The following is a 24,920-nucleotide window of genomic DNA, read 5'->3' as shown; positions in this document are numbered from 1 at the left end:
CTTTTGTCGAGATTAGTGTTGAAGGTAGGTTAAAGGTCTTTTATGGATAAATCGTTAAGTGTCAGTATTGGTAGTTCAACTAATAAAGGAATTAAAGCCATTAACCAAGATGCTTTAGGGCATGTTATTCCTAAAGAGCCTCTATCTAGTAGTAAAGGTATAGTGTTAGCTATGGCAGATGGTATTAGTTCTAGCGAAGTTAGCCAAATAGCGAGTGAAACAGCCATTGCTAGTTTTTTAGAAGACTACTACTGCACTTCTGATTCATGGTCAGTTAAAACCTCAGCCCAAAAAGTTATCCAGTCCATTAATTCATGGCTTTATGCACAAACCCGTAATAGTCAATATCGCTTTAATAAAGACAAAGGTTATGTGTGTACTTTCAGTGCTTTGATATTAAAGTCAAATACAGCACATCTTTTCCATTCTGGTGATACACGAATTTACCGTGTTTCAGGCGGTAATTTAGAACAGTTAACAGAAGATCATCGTCGAATTATTTCAGAAGATACTAGTTATTTAAGCCGTGCTTTAGGTATTGAGCATAACTTTGAGGTTGATTACAGCCAACAAGCTATTGAAGAAGGTGATACTTATGTAATTAGCACCGACGGTGTTTACGAGTTCCTAGCTGATCAAGAAGTTGCTGCTGCTATATCAGCTTCCAGTGATTTGAACGAAACAGCAGATAAGCTTATTGAACAAGCTATCAAATTAGGCAGTAATGATAACTTAAGCATTCAAATAGTCCGAGTTGATCAAGTAGCGACTTACCAACTTGATGAGGTTCATCAACTGACACAATTACCACTACCACCAACATTATCACCTAGAATGATTTTTGATGGTTACGAAATTTTACGCGATATTTATATTAGTAGTCGTAGTCATGTTTATTTAGCTCGCGATACTGACACCGATGAAACCGTTGTTATCAAAGTCCCGTCCGTTGAACTAAGAAGTGACAAAGAATACCTTGAAAATTTTATGTTAGAAGAATGGATTGCGAAGCGTATTAATAATCCTAATGTTGCTAAAGCTATTACCTCTAATCGTAAGCGGAATTATTTATACTTAGTCACAGAATATATTGACGGGATTTCTTTAAATCAATGGATGATAGACAATCCTAAACCTAAATTAGAACAAGTTAGAGACATAATTAAACAAGTCGCTAAAGGGTTACAAGGCTTTCATCGGCAAGAAATGATCCATCAAGATTTACGCCCAGCTAATATTATGATTGATAGCACTAATACCGTTAAAATTATCGATTTTGGCTCAACCTATATTGCTGGTGTTACCGATATGTACAAAGAAGCGGCGGTACGTGGCACCATTCGATATAGCGCACCAGAATATTTTTTAGGTCAACCAGGTACTAAGCGTTCTGATTTATACGCATTAGCGGTAATCACTTATCAAATGTTATCAGGGAAATTTCCTTATTCACCTAAACTAGCCCAAGCGAACAGTGTTTCAGCACAAAATAAGCTAGCCTACCGTAGTATTCTTGATGAAAATTGCCAATTTCCGGCTTGGATAGATGACACTTTAGAACATGCATTAAAGATAAATCCGCAAAAGCGTTACACAGAGATCAGCGAATTTGTTCACGACCTGCATCAACCAAATAAACAATTTTTAGCTAAAACTAAACCGCCGTTAATGCAACGAGATCCCGTCAAATTTTGGCAAAGTATTTGTGTTATCTTGATGATATTACTAATAATACAAAGCGTATAACTGGAAATTGATAATTCCGATACATTTTCAAGAACACGCACTCAGCCTTCAAATATCTTAAATCAAATATTTCAAAGCCCGCGATAGACATGCTAGTGGAAATAGTAGAAGGCAAACTAAAGTGATAAATCCCTTAGCAATATTGAGTAAAATTATGTAAATAAGATTCCGGTTTATAAGTACTGGACATAACCTTTAGATTATAAACACACACTATAAAAAAGGTTAGCAAGGATGCGTGTAATTCACTTTACGTTGGCAATGGTTTTATTAGCTTTACCACCTATTTCGAACGCTCAAGATAGCAGCATGGTCCGCGATATTGCTCAAAGTAATGTGGATGAAAAAGCCTTAACCGATGCAGTTGCCTCGCGTACTCTATCTTGGCTAACCGGAAGCTCTTCCAATAATGATTATATGTCTGTTGGACGCATGGCTAACTATTTTGGTTTTGTTGGCTTACGTGTTGCAAGTGGACATAGCTTATCTCGTAGTCAAGTCGCTAAACAAACCTTGTCGGTCCTCGATACTAAGCAACGTCAGGCTTTAATAACGCTCCTTGAACAGCAAAAAGCACCCTTTAAACAGGTGGTAACCAGTCGTTTTGAAATGAATAGAGCACTTGAAGGGTTGTTAGTTGGTGAAGATCTTTCAGAAGAAGAGTTCCTCGCATTAGGACAGACTTATGGACAAAATGAGGCAGAACTTGGTGAAGTGATCGCCGGTACTTTTGGTCAAGTAATGCAAACCTTGACTGTAGAACAGCAGCAACAACTCGATATGATTAGGCATGCTCACCTGAATGGCAAAGGGCAAGATGTCAAATTACCTAACTCGGAGCCTAAGATAAAACTTAATAAGGATGATAAGCGAGAATTGACAAACCTAGCTGCTCGTTTTCTAAGTTGGTCAACGGGCAATGAAGAATTTAATGATTTTGAAGTGGTTGGCAAGCCAAGTCAGCATTTTGGCTTTGTAAGTTTAAGATTAGCATCGAATCATGGCATTAAACGAGGTCAAGTATCCAAAGAAGTCATCGCATTACTTACTCCAGAGCAAAGAAATATTTTAGCGCAATCCGCGAAAAGCAATATCGTTGAGTTTCATGATTTTATTGAGCAGCGTGCAAAGCTCATGCGCAGTTTGGAAGCCGCGCAAAAAGGTCAATCTATCGATAGTCAAAAAGTGATTGAATACGGTCGTGAAGTTGGAAAAATTGAAGCCAGTATGACATGGGATCAGGCGATGGCCATGTTAAAAGTCAGGTCTACACTGACCGATGAGCAATCTCAATCTTTGTTGAATATTCGCAATAAATATACAGCAGGTAATGTAGCCGTTTTGTCTGAAAACAGCGTGGAGCGTGGTCGACAGCTTTATTCTCAATGTACTTTATGCCATGCCAATAACTCTACAATTGCACCAAACTTAAATTCAATTGTGGGACGAAAGGTGGCTTCACAAAGTAGTTATGATAATTACTCTAAAGCATTGGTCGACTTCTCTAAAAGCAATCCTATTTGGACGGAATCCTTGCTAAAGGAGTTTTTAGCATCACCTAAAAATTTAGTTCCAGGTACTTATATGGGCTTTACCGGTTTAAATGATTCTGTTGATCAACAAGCGCTCGTTGATTACTTAAATTCATTAGACTAGATATATAGGCTGCTTCACTTATGTTATTTCAAGGAAGCAGCTCTACATTTTTCTTCACGCTAAACGCTTTTCTTTATACTAAACTGCTTTCTTTGTACTAAACAGCAACGCGGGTAGAACCGTTAGGCTGTAAACTAGCAAAAAGCCAATCGCGATAGTCAGTAAGAAACCGATGCTGAACATACCGCGGTGATCGGCCAGTAATAATGAACCGAATGTCACTATGGTCGTGAGTGAGCTTAAAACAGCAGCTTTTGGTGTCGAAGATTGGTAGAAGGCTTTTACTGAGCCTACCTCGCGGAAACGTTCCACAATGTGAATCCCGTTATCTACGCCTAATCCAAAGATCAATGGGATCACGATGATATTCGCCATATTCAGTGAAAAGCCACTCCAATGGGCGACTGCCATGGTTGATAGGGTTGTCAGCAGTAGCGGAATAAAACTCAGTACCACATCTCTCTTATGCTTTAGAGCAAACAATAACACTAGTGCGATTAAGGCTAATGAATAGCAAGTGGCTTGCATGAAAGCTTGAGTAATAATCTTGCCAACTTGTTGCTCGGCGACTGGGCGTCCGGTGGCATTAGGCGCAACCGCCTGTACCGCATTAATAAACTCATCCAACTGTTTTACATCGCGCATATCACCAGATGGGTAGGCAACTACTAATGCGTAATCTTGATTGTAATAACGTTGTGCAAGTTGCATTGGAATGTCATCAATAGTGGCGGGTGGCGCTTGCATCATTTGTGTAAAACTTTGCTGCATTTGAGCTAAAGGTTGCAGGGCTTGCAGCGAAATTGCCTGATAAATCTCAGCTTGGTTAGCGTTTTTTAACCAATGTAATGTGTTGCTTGAAAGGGCATCTTTATAAGGTGAGGTTTCTAATTTCTCAGCAATCTGAGTTGGCGTAATGCCTTTAGCTTCAAGCGATGCCGGCTGATTTATAGCTTGTGACAATGTCACCGTTTTACTATTGCGATCTTGCGATAAGAACGAATTAATCGAGAGTGCATTGCTAACTTCAGGTAGCTTGGCAAGTTGCTGCTGCCACTGCTGTGCTTGCTCTGGCGTTTTTGCCAACATCATCATTTGATAGCTTGAAGTTAAGCCTTGTTGCTGGATCTCTTCTAGGGTGTTTACCGATTCTGATTTTGGTGATTTAAGCACTAAGGTTGAGAAATCGAATTTCATTTGGCTAGCACCAATGCCTGCGATGATGAGCAACACTACTGCGATACCAATCACCAGTTTATGATGCTCAACTAACCAATAACCTTCATCACTATGCTCTTGTTCAATGACTTGTTGTTTCTTTCTTGGATAGCCAAATAGGAAGAAAAACACGGGGATTACGCTAAACGTCGCCACTAAGCCCATCAACATACCTGCGGCAGAAATAATACCGAGTTCAGCAAGTCCTGTATAAGCGGTAGGGTAAAAGCCTAAAAAGCCGATTGCAGAAGTCAGGGCGCATAAGCTGAGTGGCGTTAATGTTCCGCGAATAGAAGTCAGTAAAGTGGCTTGATTATTGGCATGTAAGCCTTGTTCTTCTCTAATACGCAAACAAAAGTGGATTGAGAAGTCGACACCTAGGCCGATGAACATGACTAGGAACACAATTGAAATGGTGTTGTAGTTACCAACCAGCCACAAACCCAGAGCAAGCGTCCAGACTAGGCCGACAATCACCGCAACATAACTTGCCGCGATAATGCGCAGTGAACGAATACCAAAGCCTAAAACCACGATTAAGCCAATTAAAGACATAGTACCGGCTAATTTTACGCTGTGGTTTGCATCTTTAATTTCATCAAAATCTAAGGCAGTTTGTCCTGTTAAACGGATTTGAACGCCCGACACATCACTATATTGACTAATAATGTTCTGTGCGGTTTCCATGATGAAGCGGTTAGGCTCTTTTTGAGATCGATCCGGTTCGGCATTAATCGAAATGATTTGATAGCTTGTTTGTTTTGTTTCAGGAAAGAGCAGTGAAAACCAGTTTACACCTTGAGTCGTCGTGTTTTTTTGGGTAGCGGTGCCTTGATGATTCTTTTCGGATTGGTTTGATTCTGCCACTTGATTCAATGCTTGTATTAATAAGCGTGCAGCATTGTCATCTTTTGACTCTACCGCTTGATTAAGTTGAGCAAGAAGTTGTTTAGCCGGCAAGGTAGGATCGATTTGCGATTGGCTCATACTGGCACGTTGCAACCTTGGCATTAACGAGGCTAGGTTTTGCGAGAAGTCGTTAAATTCTTGGTCGGATAAAAACCACAGCGCTTGTTGTTTTAGCCAAGGTAGTGCCGAAGGTGCGAACACATCTTTAAAGCTAGGTTGCTTGGAAAAATCGCGAGTTAAGTTCTCGTTGATTTGTTGAACCTGTTGACGGTCATCGCCAGACACTACCACTACAAGAGAGCTTTCTGAGTCTCCAAACGCTTGAGTGGTTTTATCTAGGTTATCTCGCCAAGGGGCATCTTGTTTGACCAAATGATTGAGATCCGAATCGACGGAAAAGTGCTCTTGGCTGTATATCACACTGATATAGGTGGTTATGCAGATGAGTAGTAGGCCAAGCCAATAAGGCCATGATTGAGGTGTAAATCTAGAGTGCTTTGTTGACGTGCCTGATTTTGTGTGAGGATCTGATTTGGAATGCTGAGAAAGAGTCATGGGCTTCACTAGATGGTTGTCACTGAGAGCGGTGAGTATACAACCTATTAGAGTTTGAGAAAAATAGGTGATTAATATGAAGTTTCACTAGCTATTGATATGGTGATAACTTAAAGCACGGTGTTTAAATAACGAACTGGAGGCAATATGAAAACAATTGGAATGATAGGCGGCATGAGTTGGGAGTCGACGGTTAGTTATTATAAAGCGCTGAATGAAGGCATTAAGGCTGAACTAGGGGGCTTACATTCTGCCAAGATTTGCTTATACAGTGTCGATTTTTCTGAGATAGAAGCTTTGCAGCACCAAGGGAAATGGGATGAAACGGCGGTGATTTTGTCTAATGCCGCTCAATCAGTAGAAGCTGGTGGTGCTGATTGTTTGCTTATCTGTACTAATACTATGCATAAAGTTGCGCCTCAAATTGAAGAGAAAATTACTATTCCAATTTTACATATTGCGGATGCGACGGCTGAACAATTGTTGAGCGATGGCGTTACTAAAGTAGGCTTGCTTGGAACTCGCTTTACTATGGAGCAGGATTTTTATAAACGCCGCTTAGTTGATAAGTTCGGCATTGAAGTCTTGGTACCAAATGACGAAGATCGCGATGTGATCCACTCGGTGATCTATGAAGAGCTTTGCCAAGGTGTGGTTAATGCTGAATCGAGGGAGCGCTATCTTGATGTGGTTGAGCGTTTAGCATCACAAGGTGCGCAAGCTGTCATACTAGGCTGCACTGAAATTGCATTGCTCATTAATCAAAGCCACACAAATGTGCCGTTATACGATACGACTAAAATTCATGCTGACTATGCCGTGAAGTGGGCGATTAGCTAATTTATACCTAGGTGGCTTCAAGATGCAGAATTCAGATCTATCATCCAAACCTTTAGGCAATAAAAAACGCTGACATCAGTCAGCGTTATTTTTATTCATTTACTTATACTGGAATGCTTGGCTCTAGCGGCGATTAAGCTTGCTCTGCAAAGATTTCCATAAAGTCTTTTTTCAAGATAGGGTCACGACGTGCTTTTTTAAGCTGCTTAACCATATCTTTTACGCAATTTTGTAGCACTTTGTCTAGTAGGCTTGCGCGATATTCTTGTTGCTCTTCTTCGCTCATATCGTCACGCATTTTTAGCGTTTCGAACTCTTGCATGAAATCGATAGCGGCAAAAGTTTGGCCTACAGAAATCAAAGCATGGAATTGTTCGAAGTTATCTAAAATATTCTGCGCACTGCCTGGTAGATCATCCCATACATCACGAACGGCTTCTTCTGAAACTTCATGAATTGAAGTAACCATAGGTACAGCTTGCTCTGGTACTTGTTCGAACTCGATAAGGTGGCGAAGTTCTGGTGAATAAGTGCTTAGATCAATGGCTTCCACTGACTCTTCTGTAACGTTTACTTCTTGTTGTTCTGACATAAGGAAACCTCATTTAATTCTGCACAATTGTGCTGCTAAGCCTGCATTATGGATAAGCTTGCTACGAAGAGCAACTGATCTCAAGTTCATGTGCCCAAGAAGGCGGCAGATTTGAATATTGATCATACTCTGGTTGCTCATCATAAGGGTTTTGTAGCAAGTTAAATAATGTTTCTACTTCAGAGTAGTCTCCATCTTCCGCTTTATCGATAGCGATTTGAGCAAGATGATTACGCAAAATGTATTTAGGGTTGTGAGTTTTCATTGCTTCGCAGCGTTCAGCATCGCTTTGTGTTTCTAGAGTTAACCGCTGTTGGTATTGCTCTAACCAGATTTTCGCTGCTTCACGATCTAAGACCAAATCAATCACTGGCTGAATTCCTTGGCTATCGAGCATTGAAAGCTGACGGAAAAAGCGAGTGTAGTCGACTTTGTTTTTGGCTAGTAGAGCAAACATCTCACCAAATAATTCAGGATCTTGCTCTTGTTTGGTTTGCAATCCAATTTTATTACGCATCAAACGGCTGAATTCACGGTTAAGTTCCGGTTCGTAGAGCGCGAGAGCGTCATCTAAATCACTACGTTCAATCAATGGTGATAATGAGTGAGCGAGGGCGGTTAAGTTCCATAATCCAATATTCGGTTGATTGGCGAAGGAGTAACGGCCTTGGTAGTCAGAATGGTTGCAGATAAAGCTTGGATTGTAGTTATCTAAAAAACCAAATGGCCCGAAATCGAAGGTTTGTCCTAGTATCGACATGTTATCGGTATTGAGTACTCCATGAGCAAAACCAAAGGCATTCCATTTGGCAAATAATTGAGCGGTAGAAATGACCACTTGCTGTAGCATGGCTGCGTAAGGTTTTTCTTGTTGTTGGCATTCAGGGAAGTGATTGCTTAAGGTATGTTCAACCAGCTCTTTAAGTTGTTCGTGTTGACCTGTATAAAAGCAATGCTCGAAATGACCAAAGCGGATATGGCTTTCTGCGAGGCGAATACAAATTGCACCCGTTTCAGTTTTTTCACGATAAACCAGAGTCTCGCTATTGATTAATCCTAGCGCGCGAGTAGTGGGAATACCTAAGTGGTGCAAGGCTTCAGAACATAGATATTCACGGATGCTAGAACGAAGAACCGCGCGACCATCACCTTGACGAGAAAAGGGTGTTAAGCCTGCACCTTTAACATGAATGTCGTAACGTCGCCCATCGTTTGCTTTGATTTCTGCCATCAATAAGCCGCGACCATCACCTAGATCAGGGTTGTAATAACCAAACTGGTGACCGGCGTATTTCATGGCGATTGGTTTAAATTCTTCAGGTAGAGTAATACCAGAAAAAGCATTGAGCATTTCTGTATTATGTTCTGTTGGGAGTTGGAGTGATTCAGCAAATTCACGGTTCCAATGAACCCAATGAGGATGGCTTAATGGTGACGGCGTAACACCTCGGTAGAAGGATTCTGATAATCCATGAAAATGATAGCTAAACTGTGCGCTAGACCAAGATGACATAACGGAATCCCCTTTATTTTGTCTAGATAAATTAGCATACTTACTTGGGTATATAACACCGAGCAAAACTAAGGTTAAGCAGTACTTTCCATTTCATTTCCCATTCTGATTGAAATGAGAGTCATAAATTTATTATAAGGGTTGTCAGTGACGTCAGTTTTATCGGCATGGTTCGTTGGTTGTATTGTTTATTTTGCCGTGATTTTATCCGCTATCGCTGATGAGGAAATCCAATCTCGTGCACGGCAGAACTTCGCAACTGCTGTGGTATTAACCGATAGCGATGCGATTCAATTTGGCATACAAGATTTTAACCCTAACGCGATTACACCATTTGATAACGATGATTTAGGGGATGACAATTCATTAGATTTAAGAAACAAAGTTTCCGTTACTTCTTTTCCCTATTCATGGGAGCTCAATAGCCCCAGCCCTCAAGTTAAGCATGAAATAGCGGTACGTGCTTCTTATGTTCACTTTGAAAACACCATCTCTTTAGATAGCCGACCTGATTTACCCGCAGATACAGATAGTAATGAAGTCTATGATGCTTTTTTTGAATATCGCCTTATCTACAATATTACTGATTCTTGGAATATTAAGTACGGACTAGGCAACCATCTGATGTATTTCAAAAATAAGCACTCTTATAACAGTCGAGAAAGTGAGCAATTAAAACCCTTTTTAGATGGCTATGCCTATAATACATCGAGCCGTTCTTATATTGCTGAGCCTAACATTGAGCTGAATTATGAACTAAAGCGTAAGTGGGGCTATTGGAAGTACACATCATCCTTTAACTATTTTTATGGCAAAGTTTGGGATAAAAAGCGTGAGTATGATTTTGGTAATCCGAAAGGTTGGTACATGGTTAACGGCTTAAAGGCCAATTACAACTTAACCAATTGGGATGGATACATACCTTCGGCTTATACCAGTTTTAAGCGTATCGATTTAAAGGGAGATCCTGAGGCTTCGTTTGGTACGGATAACTATTATGAATTTTCGGTTGGATTACTGCTTACGCCGCCAATTTTTAAAGACTACATCGATAATGTCGGAATAGGCATTAACATGAATTATGGTAGTGCGCTGAAAGGCGGGAGCTTAGTTTTATTCTTTAATGAGTAACAACCGCATAGTCAATGTGTTGGATTATACGATTTAATCGTTTAGCTTGATGGCAGTAGTAAGAACGTTAAAACAAATATTGGATAGAGAATTATAAAGAGGATAGAGCATTGGGATTTTTATCGAAGTTATTTGGTGGCAGCAAAACACAAGTAAAAAAAGAAGTAGAGCCAATTGAGTACAATGGCTTTCTAATTTATCCAGAACCTATCGCAGAAGGTGGTCAGTTTCGCATCGCTGGACAAATAACCAAAGAGATTGATGGTGAGGTTAAGAGCCATCGTTTTATACGTTCAGATGTATTGTCTTCTGAATCAGATGCTTGTGAATTAATGGTTAAGAAATCAAAGGTGTTTATTGACCAGTCATCGGGCAATATTTTCTAATCTAATTGAATGTTTAATAAGCATTTTATGGCGTATCACAGGAAAGTTTTTTAGACAAATGCATGGCGTGCATATCAGGTATGACCTGTTATTGTGATCAATCTGTTGTTTTTTTACGTCATAAGAGTGAGAATCGTCAAACTTAGAGTTATATGTCATATAAAAATGTTTTTTTATTACATTGAACTTACGGTTACTATCGTTAACGATTATCTATCAGATGATGAAGCCTTTACGGAAAGTCATACTCTGAAATAGGTTAATGATAGTGAACTACAAATTTATTGTGCCAATGTTCAAGGAATAGCTATGCAGATTGGTGTACCAAAAGAAATACTCGCAGGTGAAGCGCGAGTTGCTGCCACACCTAAAACGGTAGAGCAGCTTTTAAAACTAGGCTTTACAGTCGCCGTTGAGTCAGGAGCCGGTGCTCTTGCCAGCTTTGACGATGCAGCCTTCGAAGCCGCAGGTGCTTCAATTGTTAATACTGAAGAAGTGTGGAAATCAGGCTTGATCTTGAAAGTAAACGCGCCTCGTATTAACGATGAAACAGGTGTGGATGAGTTTGAGCTAATTCAAGAAGGTGCGAGCTTAGTTAGCTTTATCTGGCCTGCTCAAAACGAAGAATTGCTTAATAAACTGGCGACCAAAAATATTAATGTTATGGCGATGGATTCTGTGCCGCGTATTTCTCGCGCGCAATCGCTAGATGCATTGAGTTCAATGGCAAACATCGCGGGTTACCGTGCGGTCGTTGAAGCTGCGCATCAATTTGGTCGCTTCTTTACTGGTCAAATTACCGCTGCAGGTAAAGTGCCACCAGCGAAAGTATTAGTTGCAGGTGCGGGTGTTGCCGGTCTTGCTGCAATCGGTGCTGCCGGTAGCCTAGGCGCTATCGTTCGTGCATTCGATGTACGTCCTGAAGTAAAAGAGCAAGTCCAATCAATGGGCGCAGAATTCTTAGAAGTTGATTTCAAAGAAGAGTCTGGCTCTGGTGATGGTTACGCGAAAGAAATGTCTGAAGCATTCAACAAAAAGGCTGAAGAGCTTTATGCTGAACAAGCTAAAGATGTTGATATCATCATTACAACCGCATTGATCCCTGGCCGTCCAGCGCCGAAGCTTATCACCAAAGAAATGGTTGATAGCATGAAAGCGGGTAGTGTGATTGTTGACCTTGCTGCTGCGAATGGCGGTAACTGTGCATACACTGAAGCCGATAAAGTAATTACTACACCAAATGGTGTAACGATTATTGGTTACACTGACATGGTAGGTCGTTTGCCGACTCAATCTTCTCAGTTGTACGGTACAAACCTTGTAAACCTTCTTAAACTGCTTTGCAAAGAGAAAGATGGCAACATCAATATCGACTTTGAAGATGTCGTTCTTCGCGGTGTGACAGTAGTAAAAGAAGGCGAAGTAACATGGCCTGCGCCACCAATTAAGGTATCTGCGCAACCACAAGCTGCTGCAAAACCTCAAGCTGCACCAGAACCTAAAGTTGAAGAGCCTAAGTCACCTGTTAAGAAAGTGGTGGGTATGGTTGTTGCTGCCGGTGCGTTTGCTTGGATTGCAAGTGTTGCTCCTGCTGCATTCCTTTCACACTTTACTGTGTTTGTATTGGCCTGTGTGGTCGGTTACTACGTAGTTTGGAATGTTTCGCATTCATTGCATACTCCATTGATGTCGGTAACCAATGCTATTTCTGGCATTATCGTTGTCGGTGCATTGTTGCAAATTGGACAAGGAAATACTTTGGTATCCGTCTTGTCTTTCATCGCTGTATTAATTGCGAGCATTAACATTTTTGGTGGCTTTACCGTGACCAAACGTATGCTTGAAATGTTCCGTAAGAAATAGGAGTAACATATGTCTGCAGGATTAGTACAAGCGGCATACATTGTTGCTGCCGTTCTTTTTATCATGAGCCTTGCTGGTCTATCTAAGCAAGATTCTGCTCGTGCTGGTAACTACTACGGTATTACTGGTATGGCGATCGCGTTGATCGCAACGATCTTTGGCCCTGAAACGGGTGGTATTACTTGGATCATCATTGCGATGGTGATTGGTGGTGCGATTGGTATTTTCTACGCGAAGAAAGTAGAAATGACAGAAATGCCTGAGCTAGTGGCGATGCTGCATAGCTTTGTAGGTATGGCAGCTGTGTTAGTAGGCTACAACAGCTACTTAGACATGGGCACTATGACTTTAAACCATGCTGAACACGTGATTCACCTAGTCGAAGTATTCTTAGGTGTATTCATTGGTACAGTAACCTTTAGTGGTTCGATTGTTGCTTTCTGTAAGCTACGTGGTCTGGTTTCATCTTCTGCGATGAACATTCCTCATAAGCATAAGTGGAATTTATTAGCATTAGTGACTTCAACTTTGTTGATGATCTACTTCGTGAACAACGATGGCAGCATGCTAGCGCTAATGGTGATGACGGCGATTGCATTGGTATTTGGTTACCACCTTGTATCATCAATTGGTGGTGCGGATATGCCAGTTGTTGTGTCAATGCTGAACTCATACTCAGGTTGGGCAGCGGCAGCAGCAGGTTTCATGCTAGCAAATGATCTACTTATCGTTACCGGTGCTCTAGTGGGTTCTTCTGGTGCGATTCTGTCTTACATCATGTGTAAAGCCATGAACCGTTCTTTCATCAGTGTTATTGCTGGTGGTTTCGGCGCAGCACCAACTTCTACATCAAGCGATGAAGAGCAAGGTGAGCACCGTGAAACAACCGCTGAAGATGTAGCTGAAATGCTGAAAGACTCTAAGTCAGTAATCATCACTCCGGGATACGGAATGGCGGTTGCACAAGCACAGTACCCAGTTTACGAAATCACTGAAAAGCTACGTGCACAAGGTATTGAAGTTCGCTTTGGTATTCACCCTGTAGCGGGTCGTCTACCAGGTCACATGAACGTATTACTAGCTGAAGCGAAAGTACCATACGATATCGTATTAGAAATGGATGAGATCAACGACGATTTCACCGAAACAGATACGGTTCTGGTTATCGGTGCCAACGATACCGTTAACCCGGCAGCTCAAGAAGATCCAAATAGCCCAATCGCAGGCATGCCTGTACTGGAAGTTTGGAATGCGAAAAACGTGATTGTCTTTAAACGTTCAATGAGCACAGGTTATGCCGGTGTACAAAACCCATTGTTCTTTAAAGAAAACACGCAAATGCTGTTTGGTGATGCTAAAGCCAGTGTAGATGCGATTGCGAAAGCACTGTAATTAATAGTATTCGTTAATTAATAAGCTTCACAATAAAAACCAGTTGCTGAAAAGTGACTGGTTTTTTTTGTGTCTGAAATCTATTTATCAATACACATATTTACAACTTGAGCCTTAAAAATGTAACGGCTGCAAGGCTTATCACAAAATCAGGTCATCGAATCGCTAGAACGCGGAAATTGTTAATAAAAAGTGGTATTTTCTTTGCCATCTTTTGGTTGTAGTCGTGTCCTGTCTTAAATAAGGTTGGTGCCGTGATCCAGTGGAATACACTTAATTTTCGTCGACGCTTATTGGTGATCATGACGGTATCAGGCTTATTTGAGCTTTTGGTACTGACTGCCGCAGGCTTTAGCTATATCAAACATACTCAACAAAATGATTTAGCCCAAAAAGCCAAAGAAGTGTCGGTTTTTCTTTCTCGTTCCCCAGAAATCATCCAATTAATTCAGACTCGTCAAGTAGGTGAACTACAGCAAGAAATGCGAGATCTCACAAGGTTAATCGGCGCGGCTTATATTGTGGTAGGTGATAAAAACAGCATTCGCCTTATTCACCCATACGACGATAGGCTCGGCAAACGCATGGTGGGTGGCGATAACCAAAAAGCACTCCAGCAAGGGTTGAGTTATATTTCTTATGCGAAAGGATCACTTGGCCACGCTGTGCGCGGTAAATCTGCGGTACTTGATAACAGTAGCAACATCATCGGTATTGTTTCAGTTGGCTATTTACTGGATAACTTACAAAATCGTATTGAGCCTTATCTTGCTTTCTTGTTGATTACAGCACTACTAGTTCTAACGTTAAATATTATACTTGCCAACTATGCATCGAGACGTTTTCAAAAAGCCATTTTGGGGTTTGAACCCGAAGAAATTGCCCGTTTGTATGTGGAACTAGATGTCACGCTAAGCACGATTAAAGAAGGGGTTCTGAGTATTGATGCTCAGGGAATCTTACGCTCTATCAACCGCAGTGCTTGCGATATTCTAAAACTGAACCGAGATGAAGTCTTGAATAAGCCTTTTTCAGCAGTGATGCCCGACAGCGATTTAGAACGATTATTGGTACAGCCAAAACCGGATCATAATATTAATTTGTTTTTGAATGGTCAGCGGATTATTGCTAACCGTAGTCCTATCTATATCGATGGCCAAGTGGTGGGGGCGGTATCGAGTTTCCGCCGCCGCGATGAAATTGCTGACCTAACAGAGAAGCTTTCGCAAACTCGTGAATATGCCGATTTACTTCGTTCTCAAACGCATGAGCATCGCAATAAGCTCAATACCATTAGTGGCTTATTACAACTGAACGAAATTGAAAAAGTACAGAATTTGATTGGTAGAGAAACCGAACATTACCAGCAGCTTATCGAGTTTTTACGTCAAGCGATTGCTGACCCATTAATTGCTGGCTTGTTACTTGGTAAAACCGAACGAGCAAGAGAGCTGGGGATTAGCCTACATATCGAAGAAGGCTGCCATTTAGAGGCATTACCGCTAGAAATTAACTCTGAAGATCTCGTTACTATTCTAGGTAATTTGATTGATAACGCGTTTGATTCGGTACTTGAAGCAAAAGAGGCTAAACAGTGTAGTGAACCTGTTGTGGTGGTCTCCATAAGTGATTATGGCACCGAAGTGATTTTGGAAGTTGAAGATAATGGCCTCGGTTTGCCAGATAAATATCGGCCAGAAGAACTCTTTGAAAAGGGAATTTCAAGTAAAGCGAAAACTAATCGCGGTGTTGGATTGTATTTAGTGAATACCATTACCAAAACCTATCATGGTCAGTTCGATATTATAAATGGGCTACAAGGTGGCGCACGTGTGACGATTTATTTGCCCAAAGATCAGCATCTTTATCGTAATGGTATGAACTCAGGCGAGATTAAATAGGAAGAAAAAATGACTCAAGAAAGTATTCGAGTGTTGATCATTGAAGATGACATTGCCATTGCTGAAGTAAACCATAAATACCTGAGCCAAATCGATGGCTTTGAAGTGGTAGGTATTGCGACTAGCCAACATGAAGCCGAGATTCAAGTCGATATTCTTAAACCACAATTGGTATTGCTCGATGTGTATTTACCTGATGGTAATGGACTAGATATTTTGCGTTATTTACGCCAGCAGCAACACCAATGCGATGTTATTTTGATTACTGCTGCTCGTGATGTTGATACCTTGCAACAAGCCATGCGTGGTGGTGTCGTGGACTACTTATTGAAGCCAGTGATTTTTTCTCGCTTGGAGTCAGCTTTAAATAAGTACAAACACCGATTAACGGGTTTTGAGCAAGCGTCTAGTCTAGATCAAGGATTAGTGGATAAGATGTTTCAAACGTCTTCCACTGATGGCGAAGGAAATCAGCATACATTGCGTCTACCCAAAGGCATTGATGGGGTGACATTAGATAAAATCCGCTGTTTGTTTAAGCAAGAAACCGGTCAATTAACCGCAGATGAAGCTGGAGAAAAAATCGGCGCGAGTCGAACCACTGCACGTCGTTATTTGGAGTATTTGATCACAACTGGTGAACTGGTGGCTGATTTAAGCTACGGCACGGTAGGTAGACCAGAGAGAAGCTATAAAAAAGTGGTTCGTTAAGCTTAAGATGAAAATCCAATAAATTGAATAACATAAAGCCACCAGTGACGGTGGCTTTGTTTTACCTATACTATCAACTCGTTATATCCGTTGATTATTGCGGGGCTTCACTAGACGATGCATCTACTTTACGACCTTTAAAATATTTCCATGCCATGGTTAGTAGTGGCGAGAAGAGAACCAGTACAGCGATAGAGGTAAAGGCTAGAGTAATCGGGCGTTCCCATAGGAAATTCAATTGCCCGTCACTGATCATTAAAGCTCGTCGCAAATTTTCTTCCATCATTCCCCCGAGTATAAACCCGAGTAGTAATGGGGCGAGCGGGAAGTTAGCCAAACGTAGTACAATTGCGACCATTGCAATCATGATCATAATGTACACATCCATGGTATTAAACGAAACCAGGTACACGCCTGTGATTGAGAAGAACAAAATCATTGGCAGGAGTACAGTTCGTGGCACCATGAGTAGCTTTGAAATATACGGGATCAGCGGCAAATTCAAAATCACTAACACGATATTGCCGAAGTACATTGAAATGATCACTGACCAAAAGATATCTGGGTTGTCGACAAATAGACGTGGGCCAGGTTGAATACCATAAGAAATTAAAGCACCAAGCATGATCGCGGTCGTACCAGAGCCGGGAATACCAAGCGTTAATAATGGTACAAAGGAACCACTTGATGCAGCATTATTAGCAGATTCTGGTGCAACTAAACCACGAATACTGCCTTTACCAAACTCTTCTTTTTTCTCTTTCGGGGCGAGATTACGCTCCATACCATAGCTTAAAAATGCCGCAATGGTTGCGCCAGCGCCAGGTAGTACACCGGTAAAGAAACCAAGAATCGAAGAACGAATCGACACTGGAGCGGCTTCTTTAAACTCTTCTTTAGAGATCTTCATGCTACCCAGTTCATTCATTTTTTGGCTTTCTTGTTGGCTAGTGTCTTTTGACGGTTTCAGGATTCCCATTAAGGTTTCACCTAGTGCAAAAGTTGCCATTGCCAGCAATAAGAAACTAAAGCCATCGATTAAGTCGGTTGAACCAAAAGTAAAGCGCTCAACACCAATGCCTTTGTCGATACCCACGGTAGATAACATTAAACCGAAGATAGTCATCATCCATGCTTTTATGACTTGTCCCTTACCAGCAAAGGCAGCAACCGCCGATAAACCTAGTAGCATTAATGCAAAATAATCGGATGATTGGAAGCTAAGTGATACAGAAGCTAACGCGGGAGCCGCAACCAGTAGCATGATGGCTGACAAAGTACCGCCAGTAAAAGAAGAATAGGCGGCAAGTGCTAAAGCTTTACCTGCTTGGCCTTTTTGCGCCATTGGGTAACCATCAAAAGCGGTCACAACCGTAGAAGAACAACCCGGTGCATTAATTAATATTGAAGAGGTCGACCCGCCAAACACCGCGCCATAATAAACCCCAGCCATTAAAATTAGGCCAGAAGAAGGATCTAACCCATAACTAATTGGGATCATTAGGGCAATCGCTGAAATTGGTCCAAGACCAGGTAACATGCCGATAAAGGTACCGACAAAGCAGCCCACGATAACCATGAAGATATTCATTGGCATAACGGCCGTGGATAAACCGATCAAAATTCCATCTAACATGATTTCTATCCTAGAAAAGGTTGAAGATGTACCCAGGCTCTAGATAAATATCTAAACCTTGAGTGAGTAATAAATAAAAAGCAAAAGCGAATGGGAACGACGCGCCAAATAAAATCGACTTTTTACGTTCACCGAGTAGATAAAAGCCGCCAAGTAAGAAGCCACCAGTGGCAAGAACAAAACCTAGCCAAGTTAAGCCAAATCCATAAAGTGCCATTAAAATCAGAAATGAAATAAGCAGCTTCCAATCAAAATGACTGGCAAGGCCGCGCTTTTCATCAGGCTGAGCTGTCACAAGCAGTAATAAAGATAAAATTGAACCAATTATTGCTAATGCAAAAGGTAAGGTTCGAGCGGTAAAGGGTTCATATTCATCACCCGGAAAAAGCATAATTTCGGTTGTTTGATAGCCATAGCCTAAGCAAAACAAGAGAAATAACAGGGCGCTAATTCGGTCGGTTGAGATAAATTTGGAGAACATAACTCTGCTCCAATAGTGAAAGGGAATAAGAAAGCCGCATTCAACCAGTTAACTACCTACGTGAGTAGCGATGCACAATAGTCATCTGTTAGTTAACCAAAGTATACAAAGGAGAACGTTTTAAAAATCAAATGCGGCAAATTGTGATTGTGCCTAATATGGCGACAATATTATTTTAAAAAGCCTAGCTCGCGCATCAGATCACCGATCTGCTGTTCTTGCTGCTCAAGAAAGGCGGTAAATTCAGGGCCAGCTTTGTACTCATCGATCCAACCGTTACGGTCACGAACTTCTTGCCACTCTTTGGTTGAGTACATTTTGGTTAAAGCCGCATTCCATTGTTCTACCTTTTCTTTACTAATGCCTGGAGAGGCAAAGAAACCGCGCCAGTTCGCAAAGACGGTAGGGTTGCCCATTTCTTTAAGTGTTGGAATATCAGGAGCGGTATCTAGGCGTTTAGGGGCAGTGATTGCAATGATTCGAACTTGACCACTTTTAGACAGCTCAAGCACTTCGCCTAAACCAGTTGATAGCATTTGGGTCTCACCAGAAAGTAGGGCGGCCATGGCTTTTCCACCTGCATCATAAGCAATGTAACGAACCTTGCGAGGGTCTTGATTTTCCCCTTTAAAGGCGGCTGCAGCAACAAGGTGATCCATACTACCGCGAGCAGATCCTCCTGCGATTTTTAATGAACGCGGATCTTGCTTAAACATGTCTACCGCTTGTTCCCACGTTTTGATATCAGAGTCAGAGGCAACTACGAAAGCAGCATAATCGGCAATGGTCTCAGCAACAGGAGTCAGATCTCGGAAAGATTGCGGGAAAATGCCTGATAAAGAACGAACTACTATTGGAGTAGAGTTAACCATTAATGTGTCTTGTTGACGATCTGCGGTTTCAATCATATAAGCAATTGCTTTACCACCACCGCCACCAGATAGGTTTTGGTATGAAACATTTTCAATAATACCAGCTTTTCTCAGTGCATCACCGGTACTGCGAGCAGTCATATCCCAGCCACCACCTGCGCCACCAGGAACCACAAAATGAATTTCTTTTATATCATTGGCAAACGCAGACGTTGCAAATGCAGCGGATAGTAGTGTGGCTGAAATTGAAGTGGTTAGTTTTTTCATGTTTAACGTCCTTATGTTCTTATAGTTATCTATTTCTATAATTGATTACCCAGTACTGCTGGGTTATTGGATCACGTGAATGAATTTAGAAGCTGGAGGCGAGTTTTTCTATAATGGAGACTTAAAAGGGATATTGTTACTTGTGTCCATTTTGTTCATAAAAATCACAGCATCGCCTTTTGACTAGGTAGGTTATGCTTAGCTGTGAGGTAACTTTTAATCAAAGGTTACATAAACGTTAATAATGACTTAAAAATGACATGACAAGTGGTTAGAACTGTTTTTTTGTGTAGTATGATACGCCCAGATATTTGTCAGATAGGATGATTACCCTTTGAAATTAACGCGATTTTTAATTTTGTCGATGACGGTGATAGCGGGGGCAGCAAATGCCAATACGCTACCTGATCGTATCGAGCAATTTAAAACATCGTTTGATAATGACAAAGCGGCAGCAGTCTATGATTTACGAGTGATTCAAACGGACTATCCAACGAGTCTATTATCACCAGATTCACTCATTCCACAGACCGCAACATATCCTCTGCAAGATATGCAACGTTTATACAAATTGGCGACGACATGTAAGGGAAAATACCCATTAAGCCCTTTAGTGACCGACCCTTTAGTTTTTTCTCGAGCCTTGTGTAATGGTACTAACTTACCAATTAAATGGTTTGTACGTTCTGGAATGATCCACCCTGGTGGGGGGACTTATGCAGCACGCTATGCGGAAGCTCATCCTGAGAGATATAAACAGCTATTACCTTTTATGCATATTAAAGAAAGGCCAATAGCGGATGAGAATACTTTATTAGGTCGTTTACAAATAATGCCTTATGATTCGATTTCTGCGTTGATTTCAGGATCGGAAACCATTATCGCGGGAAATGAATTTTGGTTACGAAAAGGCATGCAATATTATGTCTTCGACCAAAAGGCATTAGACACTAGGTTGCAAGAAGCAGAATTGATCGCGACGCCGGCAAGTCAAAGTGAACATTGTTACGTAAAAAGTGGCAATGTATGTTGGGATATAAAAAGCAACTCAGATACCTTATTTTACAGTATCTTAGCCTTAGGTATCGTCAATGTTATTCTAATCTGTGGCTGGGGTTATTCGCGTTGGATCAATAAACGTAAAGAGCTACGCAGCCGGATGTTAGTGCTACAAATTTTAACGCATGAGCTTAGAACGCCAATTGCAAGTTTGTCACTTACCGTTGAAGGTTTTCGCCGTGAGTTCGAGCACTTACCGGATACGGTGTACGATGAATTTCGCCGCTTATGTGAAGATACTCGCCGCTTAAGACAATTAGCCGAAGCGAGTAAAGACTATTTGCAATCTGATACTCAAACACTTGCAACAGAGTGGATCCCATCACTTGATGAATGGTTAGAGTACCGCTATGCGCAAGGCGAATTTAACATTGCCATTGAATTAAATCAGGATCTAGCCGTCAAAGTTAATATCTACTGGCTAGGGACTTGTGTTGATAACTTAGTAAGAAATGCATGTAAGTATGGTGTTGACCCTGTGGTATTAAAGGCAACAACGTATTCAAATAAATTGGTTCTTGAGATAATTGACCAAGGACAGTTGACTAAAAAGGACTGGGCGAAACTACGTAAACCATTCGTGAGCAAAAGCGGATTAGGCTTAGGATTAACTATCGTTGAATCGATGGTTGCACGAATGGGTGGCTCTTTGAGCTTAAGTGGCCCGCCGACAACATTTAAATTGGAGATTCCCTGTGAAACAGACACTGCTACTCGTTGAAGATGATCGCAATCTTGCTGATGGCCTATTGGTCAGTTTAGAGCAAGCTGGTTATGAGTGTTTGCATGTTGAGCGTGCAGCCGATGTTGCATCCGTATGGGGTAAAGCAGACTTAGTGATTTTAGACCGTCAATTACCCGATGGTGATTCTGTTACTTTCCTAAATGATTGGAAGAATATTAAATCGGTACCCGTTATTTTGTTAACGGCGTTAGTTTCGGTTAAAGATAAAGTCTCAGGACTTGATGCAGGTGCCAATGATTACCTAACAAAGCCGTTTGCTGAAGCGGAACTGTTTGCGCGAATTCGTGCGCAATTACGTTCACCAGATGCAGAGGAAGATGGCAACACAATTACGGTAGGTGACATCTTTATTGATAAAACGACTCGCGATGTGAAATTTGGCGAGGAAATGATAGTGATGACTCGTACTGAGTTTGATCTGCTCGTTTTCCTTGCAAGTAATTTAGGCCGAGTGTTTACACGAGATGAACTGCTAGATCATGTATGGGGCTATAACCATTTCCCAACAACTCGTACCGTGGATACACATATTTTACAGCTACGTCAGAAGATACCTAGTATCAAAATAGAAACTCTGCGTGGTGTTGGCTACAAGATGAAAGCTTAATAGTTAGTTGAGCGAATTGTTTTGAAGTTAAAATACTCATTAATTACACTGTCACTTTTTGCCGCTCCAATTTGGGCGGCGAATGACTGGTTTCTGGAACAAACTTCGTTAACCAATGCTCATAAGTTTTTATTAGAAGGCCATCTTGAAGAAAGCTTTGATGCTATGATTCAAACTTGGCAAAAAGAGCCACAAGAGAACATTGAAAGTCACCTTGATCAACTGTTATTAAAAGCGCTTGATAAAGATTGTGGTCGTTCTTTTGATAATTCAAAACTGCCAACATGGTTGAATAAACTTGCTATCCAACGCCAAGTGATACAAAGTCCTGGACGTTTAAGCTATCGGCTAGAAATTGATGCTCAAACGGATAGAGAGCTCGATCAGATCCTTTTTATTCAATGGCCTGAACAGGTATTGATGTCTAACGTTGATACGCCGGAAAAAATTGATGATAAATATTGGCAATATCGTCAACAGGCGGATCTAAATGCACAGTTAGATACCGGTCTCTATAAAGTCAAAATCAAAACTAGCCTTGGAGAAGAGTGGGAAAGTTGGATTTTACTGACGCATCCAAATAATAAACAGACCGTGAGATGGAGTTCCAAGGAATCTTGGGTTGTCGATAAAACTGCTTTGTTGAATCGATATTGCCCATTACCGGTTATGGATGTTGCTCTTTATGGTGATGTAGATGGTGACTATACCGAAGTTTGGAATAAACAGTATGAATCTGATTATCCTAGTGAAGTTCCTAAAACTAAGCTTCCGGTTGACCGGTATTTACTCGGGGTTTCAATTACTCATAAACGCTGGCAAGGTGCGATAGCCATTGAAGATAAGCAGGTTATCAATAAAGCTTTTGATATTTCTGAATAATGCAAAGCCCAACTTACTCTAAAAGAGAATTAATATGTTTGATGATTTACCAACGCTTAGCCATGCAGAGCAACAAGCGGCAGTAGAAGAAATACAAAAGCTGATGGAGCAAGGGATAAGTACCGCTGAAGCAATTGGAATTGTCGCTCAGCGAATCCGCAGTGAAAAGAAAGCTAAAGCCGAAGAAGGCGAGTAATCTTTACTCGCTTTGATGCACTATAACTAAATGAATTGACAAAAATATAAGAGGGCATTAATCGCCCTCTATTTCATTACACATTAGTACAAACGGTCTTCGAAGTCCTCGGATCGTGGGTGGTGCTTATCTCTATGAGATTTACGCTTTGATTTACTTTTTTCAATCAACTCACCGTCATAATCATCGAAATCTCGTCTGTTCTTCTTACCAGACAAACGAGAACTATCATTCTTTAACCACTTATCCCAGTTGCTCATGTTCCTATCCAACCATCTAACGTCTTAAAGTATTTTCAGACAACTTAGAGATTATGTAATAACAATGTGACAGTAAAACGAAGTTTTTTTGATGTCAGCATGAAAGTTATTAATCGTCAGAAGGTGTCCTTAATTCGAATGGAACCTCAGCTAATTGATTAATTAGATTCACTTTTTCATTATCTTCATTCCAGCATAAATACAAAGACTGCTCCATAACTGGGGAATCTTCCACGATAAATAACTTTCCAGCGTCAATATGTTTCGATACGACGGGCTCTGGTAAATAAGCCATACCCGTATTGGCACTTAAAAACTTAACAATGACGTTACTAGAAGCCGCATGTAACAATGGCGTTCTTTGTAACTCGGCAATTCTCGCATGCTCAATCGAAAAACGAGTACTCCAATCTAAGTAAGCTAATGGAACCGAAGGTAGTTGATTAAAATTCACATCCGGTTGCGTTGAAACTAACTTAAATTCGAAGCTAGCCACTTGTTTCAGCTTAAAGCCTTCGACTTTAGGTGGATCGCCGAGTAGTGCCATATCGATACTTTTTTCTAATAAAGCTCGTACGATATCTTGGCGACTAACAGACTCCATTCTGAATGCAACTTCTGGCAAAGCCTGATGAGATTCGTTAATCCAATCTGAAATGCCACCTAGTTCCCAAACACTAGAAGAAGCGCCTAAGGATATCTGCTCCATGTAGTTTTCGCTCAGAGAGACATCCTGCCTAGCGCGTCCCCAGGTTTGTAAAATAGATTCAGCGTAGGGTAATAACCTTTCTCCAGCTGGAGTGAGGTGAACATTACCTCGTTGACGTGAAAAGAGCGGGCTGCCTAATTGTGACTCTAGTTGGCGGATACGAAAGCTCACCGCTGATTGCGTGAGATACAAACTTTCTGCTGCACGACCAAAGTGACGCGTCTTTCCTACTTCTAAAAATGTCCTTAATAGCTCTGTATCCAAAGTTCACCTCAAAGGATTTGAAAAAAGTTTGATTCTTTGACTAATATGAAGACAAGAATATCGCAAAATGATAAAAAAATTTTATTAAATTGAACAAAATCTTTTGTTGTACAGTTAGACAATAAACACCTATTTTCGCTGAAATACAAGTAACACAGTAAAAGAGTTGAAATATGAGAAACCTAGGAAAGTTTTTTGATAATAAACACTTTGCACGCGGCTTTAGTCGTTCTGGTGAATTTACTATTAATGAAGCACAAATCCTCGAAAATTATGGTCGAACGATGCAAGGACTATTCGAAGGTAACTTAACTCCTGAAGATGATGACGAGAAAGAATTCATCACCGCTTTTCAGCAAGAAGGAGGCGAGGGGATTGCTAGTAAATATGTTCAGTGCTGGAAGAAGTATTTAAGTAAAACTCAGCGTAAGCGAACATACACACTCTGCAGCACGGTAAAAGGCAGTGCGTCATCTTATGAGGATGATGATAGTGATTCGGACGATCTATTGTTAGATGATTAAAGTCG

22 protein-coding genes are annotated in these 24,920 nt (G+C 41.0%); 14 read left to right on the top strand and 8 right to left on the bottom strand.

The window, feature by feature from the left end; genetic code table 11:
• Positions 1-42: 42 nt before the first annotated feature.
• Positions 43-1,746 (top strand): bifunctional protein-serine/threonine kinase/phosphatase, encoded by a 1,704-nt coding sequence (locus L3V25_RS04400; protein WP_237294235.1) that lies wholly within the window; start codon positions 43-45, stop codon positions 1,744-1,746.
• A gap of 234 nt (positions 1,747-1,980) precedes the next feature.
• Positions 1,981-3,402: a hypothetical protein gene (locus L3V25_RS04395; protein ID WP_237294234.1), complete on the top strand. Its 1,422-nt coding sequence runs from the start codon at positions 1,981-1,983 to the stop codon at positions 3,400-3,402.
• 78 nt (positions 3,403-3,480) lie between these two features.
• Here L3V25_RS04395 and L3V25_RS04390 read toward each other — a convergent pair whose 3' ends face one another.
• Positions 3,481-6,084, bottom strand: coding sequence for an MMPL family transporter (locus L3V25_RS04390; protein WP_237294233.1), 2,604 nt, complete (start codon positions 6,082-6,084; stop codon positions 3,481-3,483).
• Between the two features lie 147 nt (positions 6,085-6,231).
• Between L3V25_RS04390 and L3V25_RS04385 the strand changes: the two genes are divergently transcribed.
• Positions 6,232-6,924, top strand: coding sequence for an aspartate/glutamate racemase family protein (locus L3V25_RS04385; RefSeq protein WP_237294232.1), 693 nt, complete (start codon positions 6,232-6,234; stop codon positions 6,922-6,924).
• Positions 6,925-7,057: 133 nt separating this feature from the next.
• Here the strand turns inward: L3V25_RS04385 and L3V25_RS04380 are convergent, their stop codons facing one another.
• Together L3V25_RS04380 and L3V25_RS04375 are read right to left on the bottom strand one after the other, a co-directional pair.
• Complete coding sequence (locus L3V25_RS04380; protein ID WP_027695266.1) at positions 7,058-7,516, bottom strand: DUF3069 domain-containing protein; 459 nt, start codon at positions 7,514-7,516, stop codon at positions 7,058-7,060.
• Between the two features lie 61 nt (positions 7,517-7,577).
• A complete protein-coding gene (locus L3V25_RS04375) occupies positions 7,578-9,029 on the bottom strand; it encodes a protein adenylyltransferase SelO (RefSeq protein WP_237294231.1) in 1,452 nt (483 codons plus the stop codon).
• Between the two features lie 147 nt (positions 9,030-9,176).
• Between L3V25_RS04375 and L3V25_RS04370 the strand changes: the two genes are divergently transcribed.
• The 6 genes from L3V25_RS04370 to L3V25_RS04345 all read left to right on the top strand — a co-directional run bounded on the left by L3V25_RS04370 (position 9,177) and on the right by L3V25_RS04345 (position 16,413).
• Complete coding sequence (locus tag L3V25_RS04370; protein ID WP_237294230.1) at positions 9,177-10,160, top strand: Solitary outer membrane autotransporter beta-barrel domain; 984 nt, start codon at positions 9,177-9,179, stop codon at positions 10,158-10,160.
• A 110-nt stretch (positions 10,161-10,270) separates the two neighbouring features.
• On the top strand, positions 10,271-10,546 hold the full coding sequence (locus L3V25_RS04365; RefSeq protein WP_237294229.1) for an HlyU family transcriptional regulator: 276 nt from the start codon (positions 10,271-10,273) through the stop codon (positions 10,544-10,546).
• Positions 10,547-10,855: 309 nt separating this feature from the next.
• Positions 10,856-12,409, top strand: coding sequence for a Re/Si-specific NAD(P)(+) transhydrogenase subunit alpha (gene pntA, locus L3V25_RS04360; RefSeq protein ID WP_237294228.1), 1,554 nt, complete (start codon positions 10,856-10,858; stop codon positions 12,407-12,409).
• Positions 12,410-12,418: 9 nt separating this feature from the next.
• Positions 12,419-13,801, top strand: coding sequence for a Re/Si-specific NAD(P)(+) transhydrogenase subunit beta (pntB, locus tag L3V25_RS04355; protein WP_237294227.1), 1,383 nt, complete (start codon positions 12,419-12,421; stop codon positions 13,799-13,801).
• Between the two features lie 257 nt (positions 13,802-14,058).
• Positions 14,059-15,702, top strand: a complete 1,644-nt coding sequence (locus L3V25_RS04350; protein WP_237294366.1) for a sensor histidine kinase — start codon at positions 14,059-14,061, stop codon at positions 15,700-15,702.
• A gap of 9 nt (positions 15,703-15,711) precedes the next feature.
• Entirely contained in the window at positions 15,712-16,413 is a 702-nt protein-coding gene (locus L3V25_RS04345; protein ID WP_237294226.1) for a response regulator, read from the top strand.
• A gap of 94 nt (positions 16,414-16,507) precedes the next feature.
• Here the strand turns inward: L3V25_RS04345 and L3V25_RS04340 are convergent, their stop codons facing one another.
• From L3V25_RS04340 to L3V25_RS04330, 3 genes are all read right to left on the bottom strand, one after another.
• The gene (locus tag L3V25_RS04340) at positions 16,508-18,049 is read right to left on the bottom strand and encodes a tripartite tricarboxylate transporter permease (protein WP_237294225.1); all 1,542 of its coding nucleotides are present in this window, start codon (positions 18,047-18,049) and stop codon (positions 16,508-16,510) included.
• A gap of 10 nt (positions 18,050-18,059) precedes the next feature.
• Positions 18,060-18,530, bottom strand: coding sequence for a tripartite tricarboxylate transporter TctB family protein (locus L3V25_RS04335; RefSeq protein WP_237294224.1), 471 nt, complete (start codon positions 18,528-18,530; stop codon positions 18,060-18,062).
• A gap of 170 nt (positions 18,531-18,700) precedes the next feature.
• Positions 18,701-19,669 carry a tripartite tricarboxylate transporter substrate binding protein gene (locus tag L3V25_RS04330; RefSeq protein ID WP_237294223.1) on the bottom strand — a complete coding sequence of 323 codons (969 nt, stop codon included), beginning with the start codon at positions 19,667-19,669 and terminating at the stop codon, positions 18,701-18,703.
• A 364-nt stretch (positions 19,670-20,033) separates the two neighbouring features.
• Between L3V25_RS04330 and vxrA the strand changes: the two genes are divergently transcribed.
• From vxrA to L3V25_RS04310, 4 genes are read left to right on the top strand one after another with little or no spacing between them, the layout of a single operon-like run.
• Positions 20,034-21,449: a sensor histidine kinase VxrA gene (vxrA, locus tag L3V25_RS04325; protein WP_237294365.1), complete on the top strand. Its 1,416-nt coding sequence runs from the start codon at positions 20,034-20,036 to the stop codon at positions 21,447-21,449.
• On the top strand, positions 21,424-22,080 hold the full coding sequence (vxrB, locus tag L3V25_RS04320) for a response regulator transcription factor VxrB (protein ID WP_237294222.1): 657 nt from the start codon (positions 21,424-21,426) through the stop codon (positions 22,078-22,080). Before vxrA ends, vxrB begins: the two co-directional genes overlap by 26 nt.
• A gap of 21 nt (positions 22,081-22,101) precedes the next feature.
• Entirely contained in the window at positions 22,102-22,962 is an 861-nt protein-coding gene (locus tag L3V25_RS04315; protein WP_237294221.1) for a DUF2861 family protein, read from the top strand.
• Positions 22,963-22,996: 34 nt separating this feature from the next.
• Positions 22,997-23,158, top strand: coding sequence for a YoaH family protein (locus L3V25_RS04310; protein WP_237294220.1), 162 nt, complete (start codon positions 22,997-22,999; stop codon positions 23,156-23,158).
• Between the two features lie 83 nt (positions 23,159-23,241).
• On the opposite strand, the gene L3V25_RS04305 is transcribed toward L3V25_RS04310, so the two are convergent.
• Complete coding sequence (locus L3V25_RS04305) at positions 23,242-23,418, bottom strand: hypothetical protein (protein ID WP_237294219.1); 177 nt, start codon at positions 23,416-23,418, stop codon at positions 23,242-23,244.
• Positions 23,419-23,527: 109 nt separating this feature from the next.
• On the bottom strand, positions 23,528-24,391 hold the full coding sequence (gene hdfR / locus L3V25_RS04300) for an HTH-type transcriptional regulator HdfR (protein ID WP_237294218.1): 864 nt from the start codon (positions 24,389-24,391) through the stop codon (positions 23,528-23,530).
• Positions 24,392-24,564: 173 nt separating this feature from the next.
• Here hdfR and L3V25_RS04295 point away from each other — a divergent pair, with 173 nt between their 5' ends.
• The gene (locus tag L3V25_RS04295; RefSeq protein ID WP_237294217.1) at positions 24,565-24,915 is read left to right on the top strand and encodes a DUF413 domain-containing protein; all 351 of its coding nucleotides are present in this window, start codon (positions 24,565-24,567) and stop codon (positions 24,913-24,915) included.
• Positions 24,916-24,920 lie beyond the last annotated feature (5 nt).

Origin of the sequence: Vibrio sp. CK2-1 (assembly GCF_021726515.1) — a bacterium.
Taxonomy (GTDB): Bacteria; Pseudomonadota; Gammaproteobacteria; order Enterobacterales; family Vibrionaceae; genus Vibrio.
This window is presented reverse-complemented; position numbering and strand designations above follow the sequence as displayed.

Coding starts and splice junctions, on each gene's coding strand:
- L3V25_RS04400 (WP_237294235.1), top strand. CDS start 43: ATGGATAAATCGTTAAGTGTCAGTATTGGTAGTTCAACTAATAAAGGA.
- L3V25_RS04395 (WP_237294234.1), top strand. CDS start 1,981: ATGCGTGTAATTCACTTTACGTTGGCAATGGTTTTATTAGCTTTACCA.
- L3V25_RS04390 (WP_237294233.1), bottom strand. CDS start 6,084: ATGACTCTTTCTCAGCATTCCAAATCAGATCCTCACACAAAATCAGGC.
- L3V25_RS04385 (WP_237294232.1), top strand. CDS start 6,232: ATGAAAACAATTGGAATGATAGGCGGCATGAGTTGGGAGTCGACGGTT.
- L3V25_RS04380 (WP_027695266.1), bottom strand. CDS start 7,516: ATGTCAGAACAACAAGAAGTAAACGTTACAGAAGAGTCAGTGGAAGCC.
- L3V25_RS04375 (WP_237294231.1), bottom strand. CDS start 9,029: ATGTCATCTTGGTCTAGCGCACAGTTTAGCTATCATTTTCATGGATTA.
- pntA (WP_237294228.1), top strand. CDS start 10,856: ATGCAGATTGGTGTACCAAAAGAAATACTCGCAGGTGAAGCGCGAGTT.
- pntB (WP_237294227.1), top strand. CDS start 12,419: ATGTCTGCAGGATTAGTACAAGCGGCATACATTGTTGCTGCCGTTCTT.
- L3V25_RS04345 (WP_237294226.1), top strand. CDS start 15,712: ATGACTCAAGAAAGTATTCGAGTGTTGATCATTGAAGATGACATTGCC.
- L3V25_RS04340 (WP_237294225.1), bottom strand. CDS start 18,049: ATGTTAGATGGAATTTTGATCGGTTTATCCACGGCCGTTATGCCAATG.
- L3V25_RS04335 (WP_237294224.1), bottom strand. CDS start 18,530: ATGTTCTCCAAATTTATCTCAACCGACCGAATTAGCGCCCTGTTATTT.
- L3V25_RS04330 (WP_237294223.1), bottom strand. CDS start 19,669: ATGAAAAAACTAACCACTTCAATTTCAGCCACACTACTATCCGCTGCA.
- vxrA (WP_237294365.1), top strand. CDS start 20,034: ATGACGGTGATAGCGGGGGCAGCAAATGCCAATACGCTACCTGATCGT.
- L3V25_RS04310 (WP_237294220.1), top strand. CDS start 22,997: ATGTTTGATGATTTACCAACGCTTAGCCATGCAGAGCAACAAGCGGCA.
- L3V25_RS04305 (WP_237294219.1), bottom strand. CDS start 23,418: ATGAGCAACTGGGATAAGTGGTTAAAGAATGATAGTTCTCGTTTGTCT.
- L3V25_RS04295 (WP_237294217.1), top strand. CDS start 24,565: ATGAGAAACCTAGGAAAGTTTTTTGATAATAAACACTTTGCACGCGGC.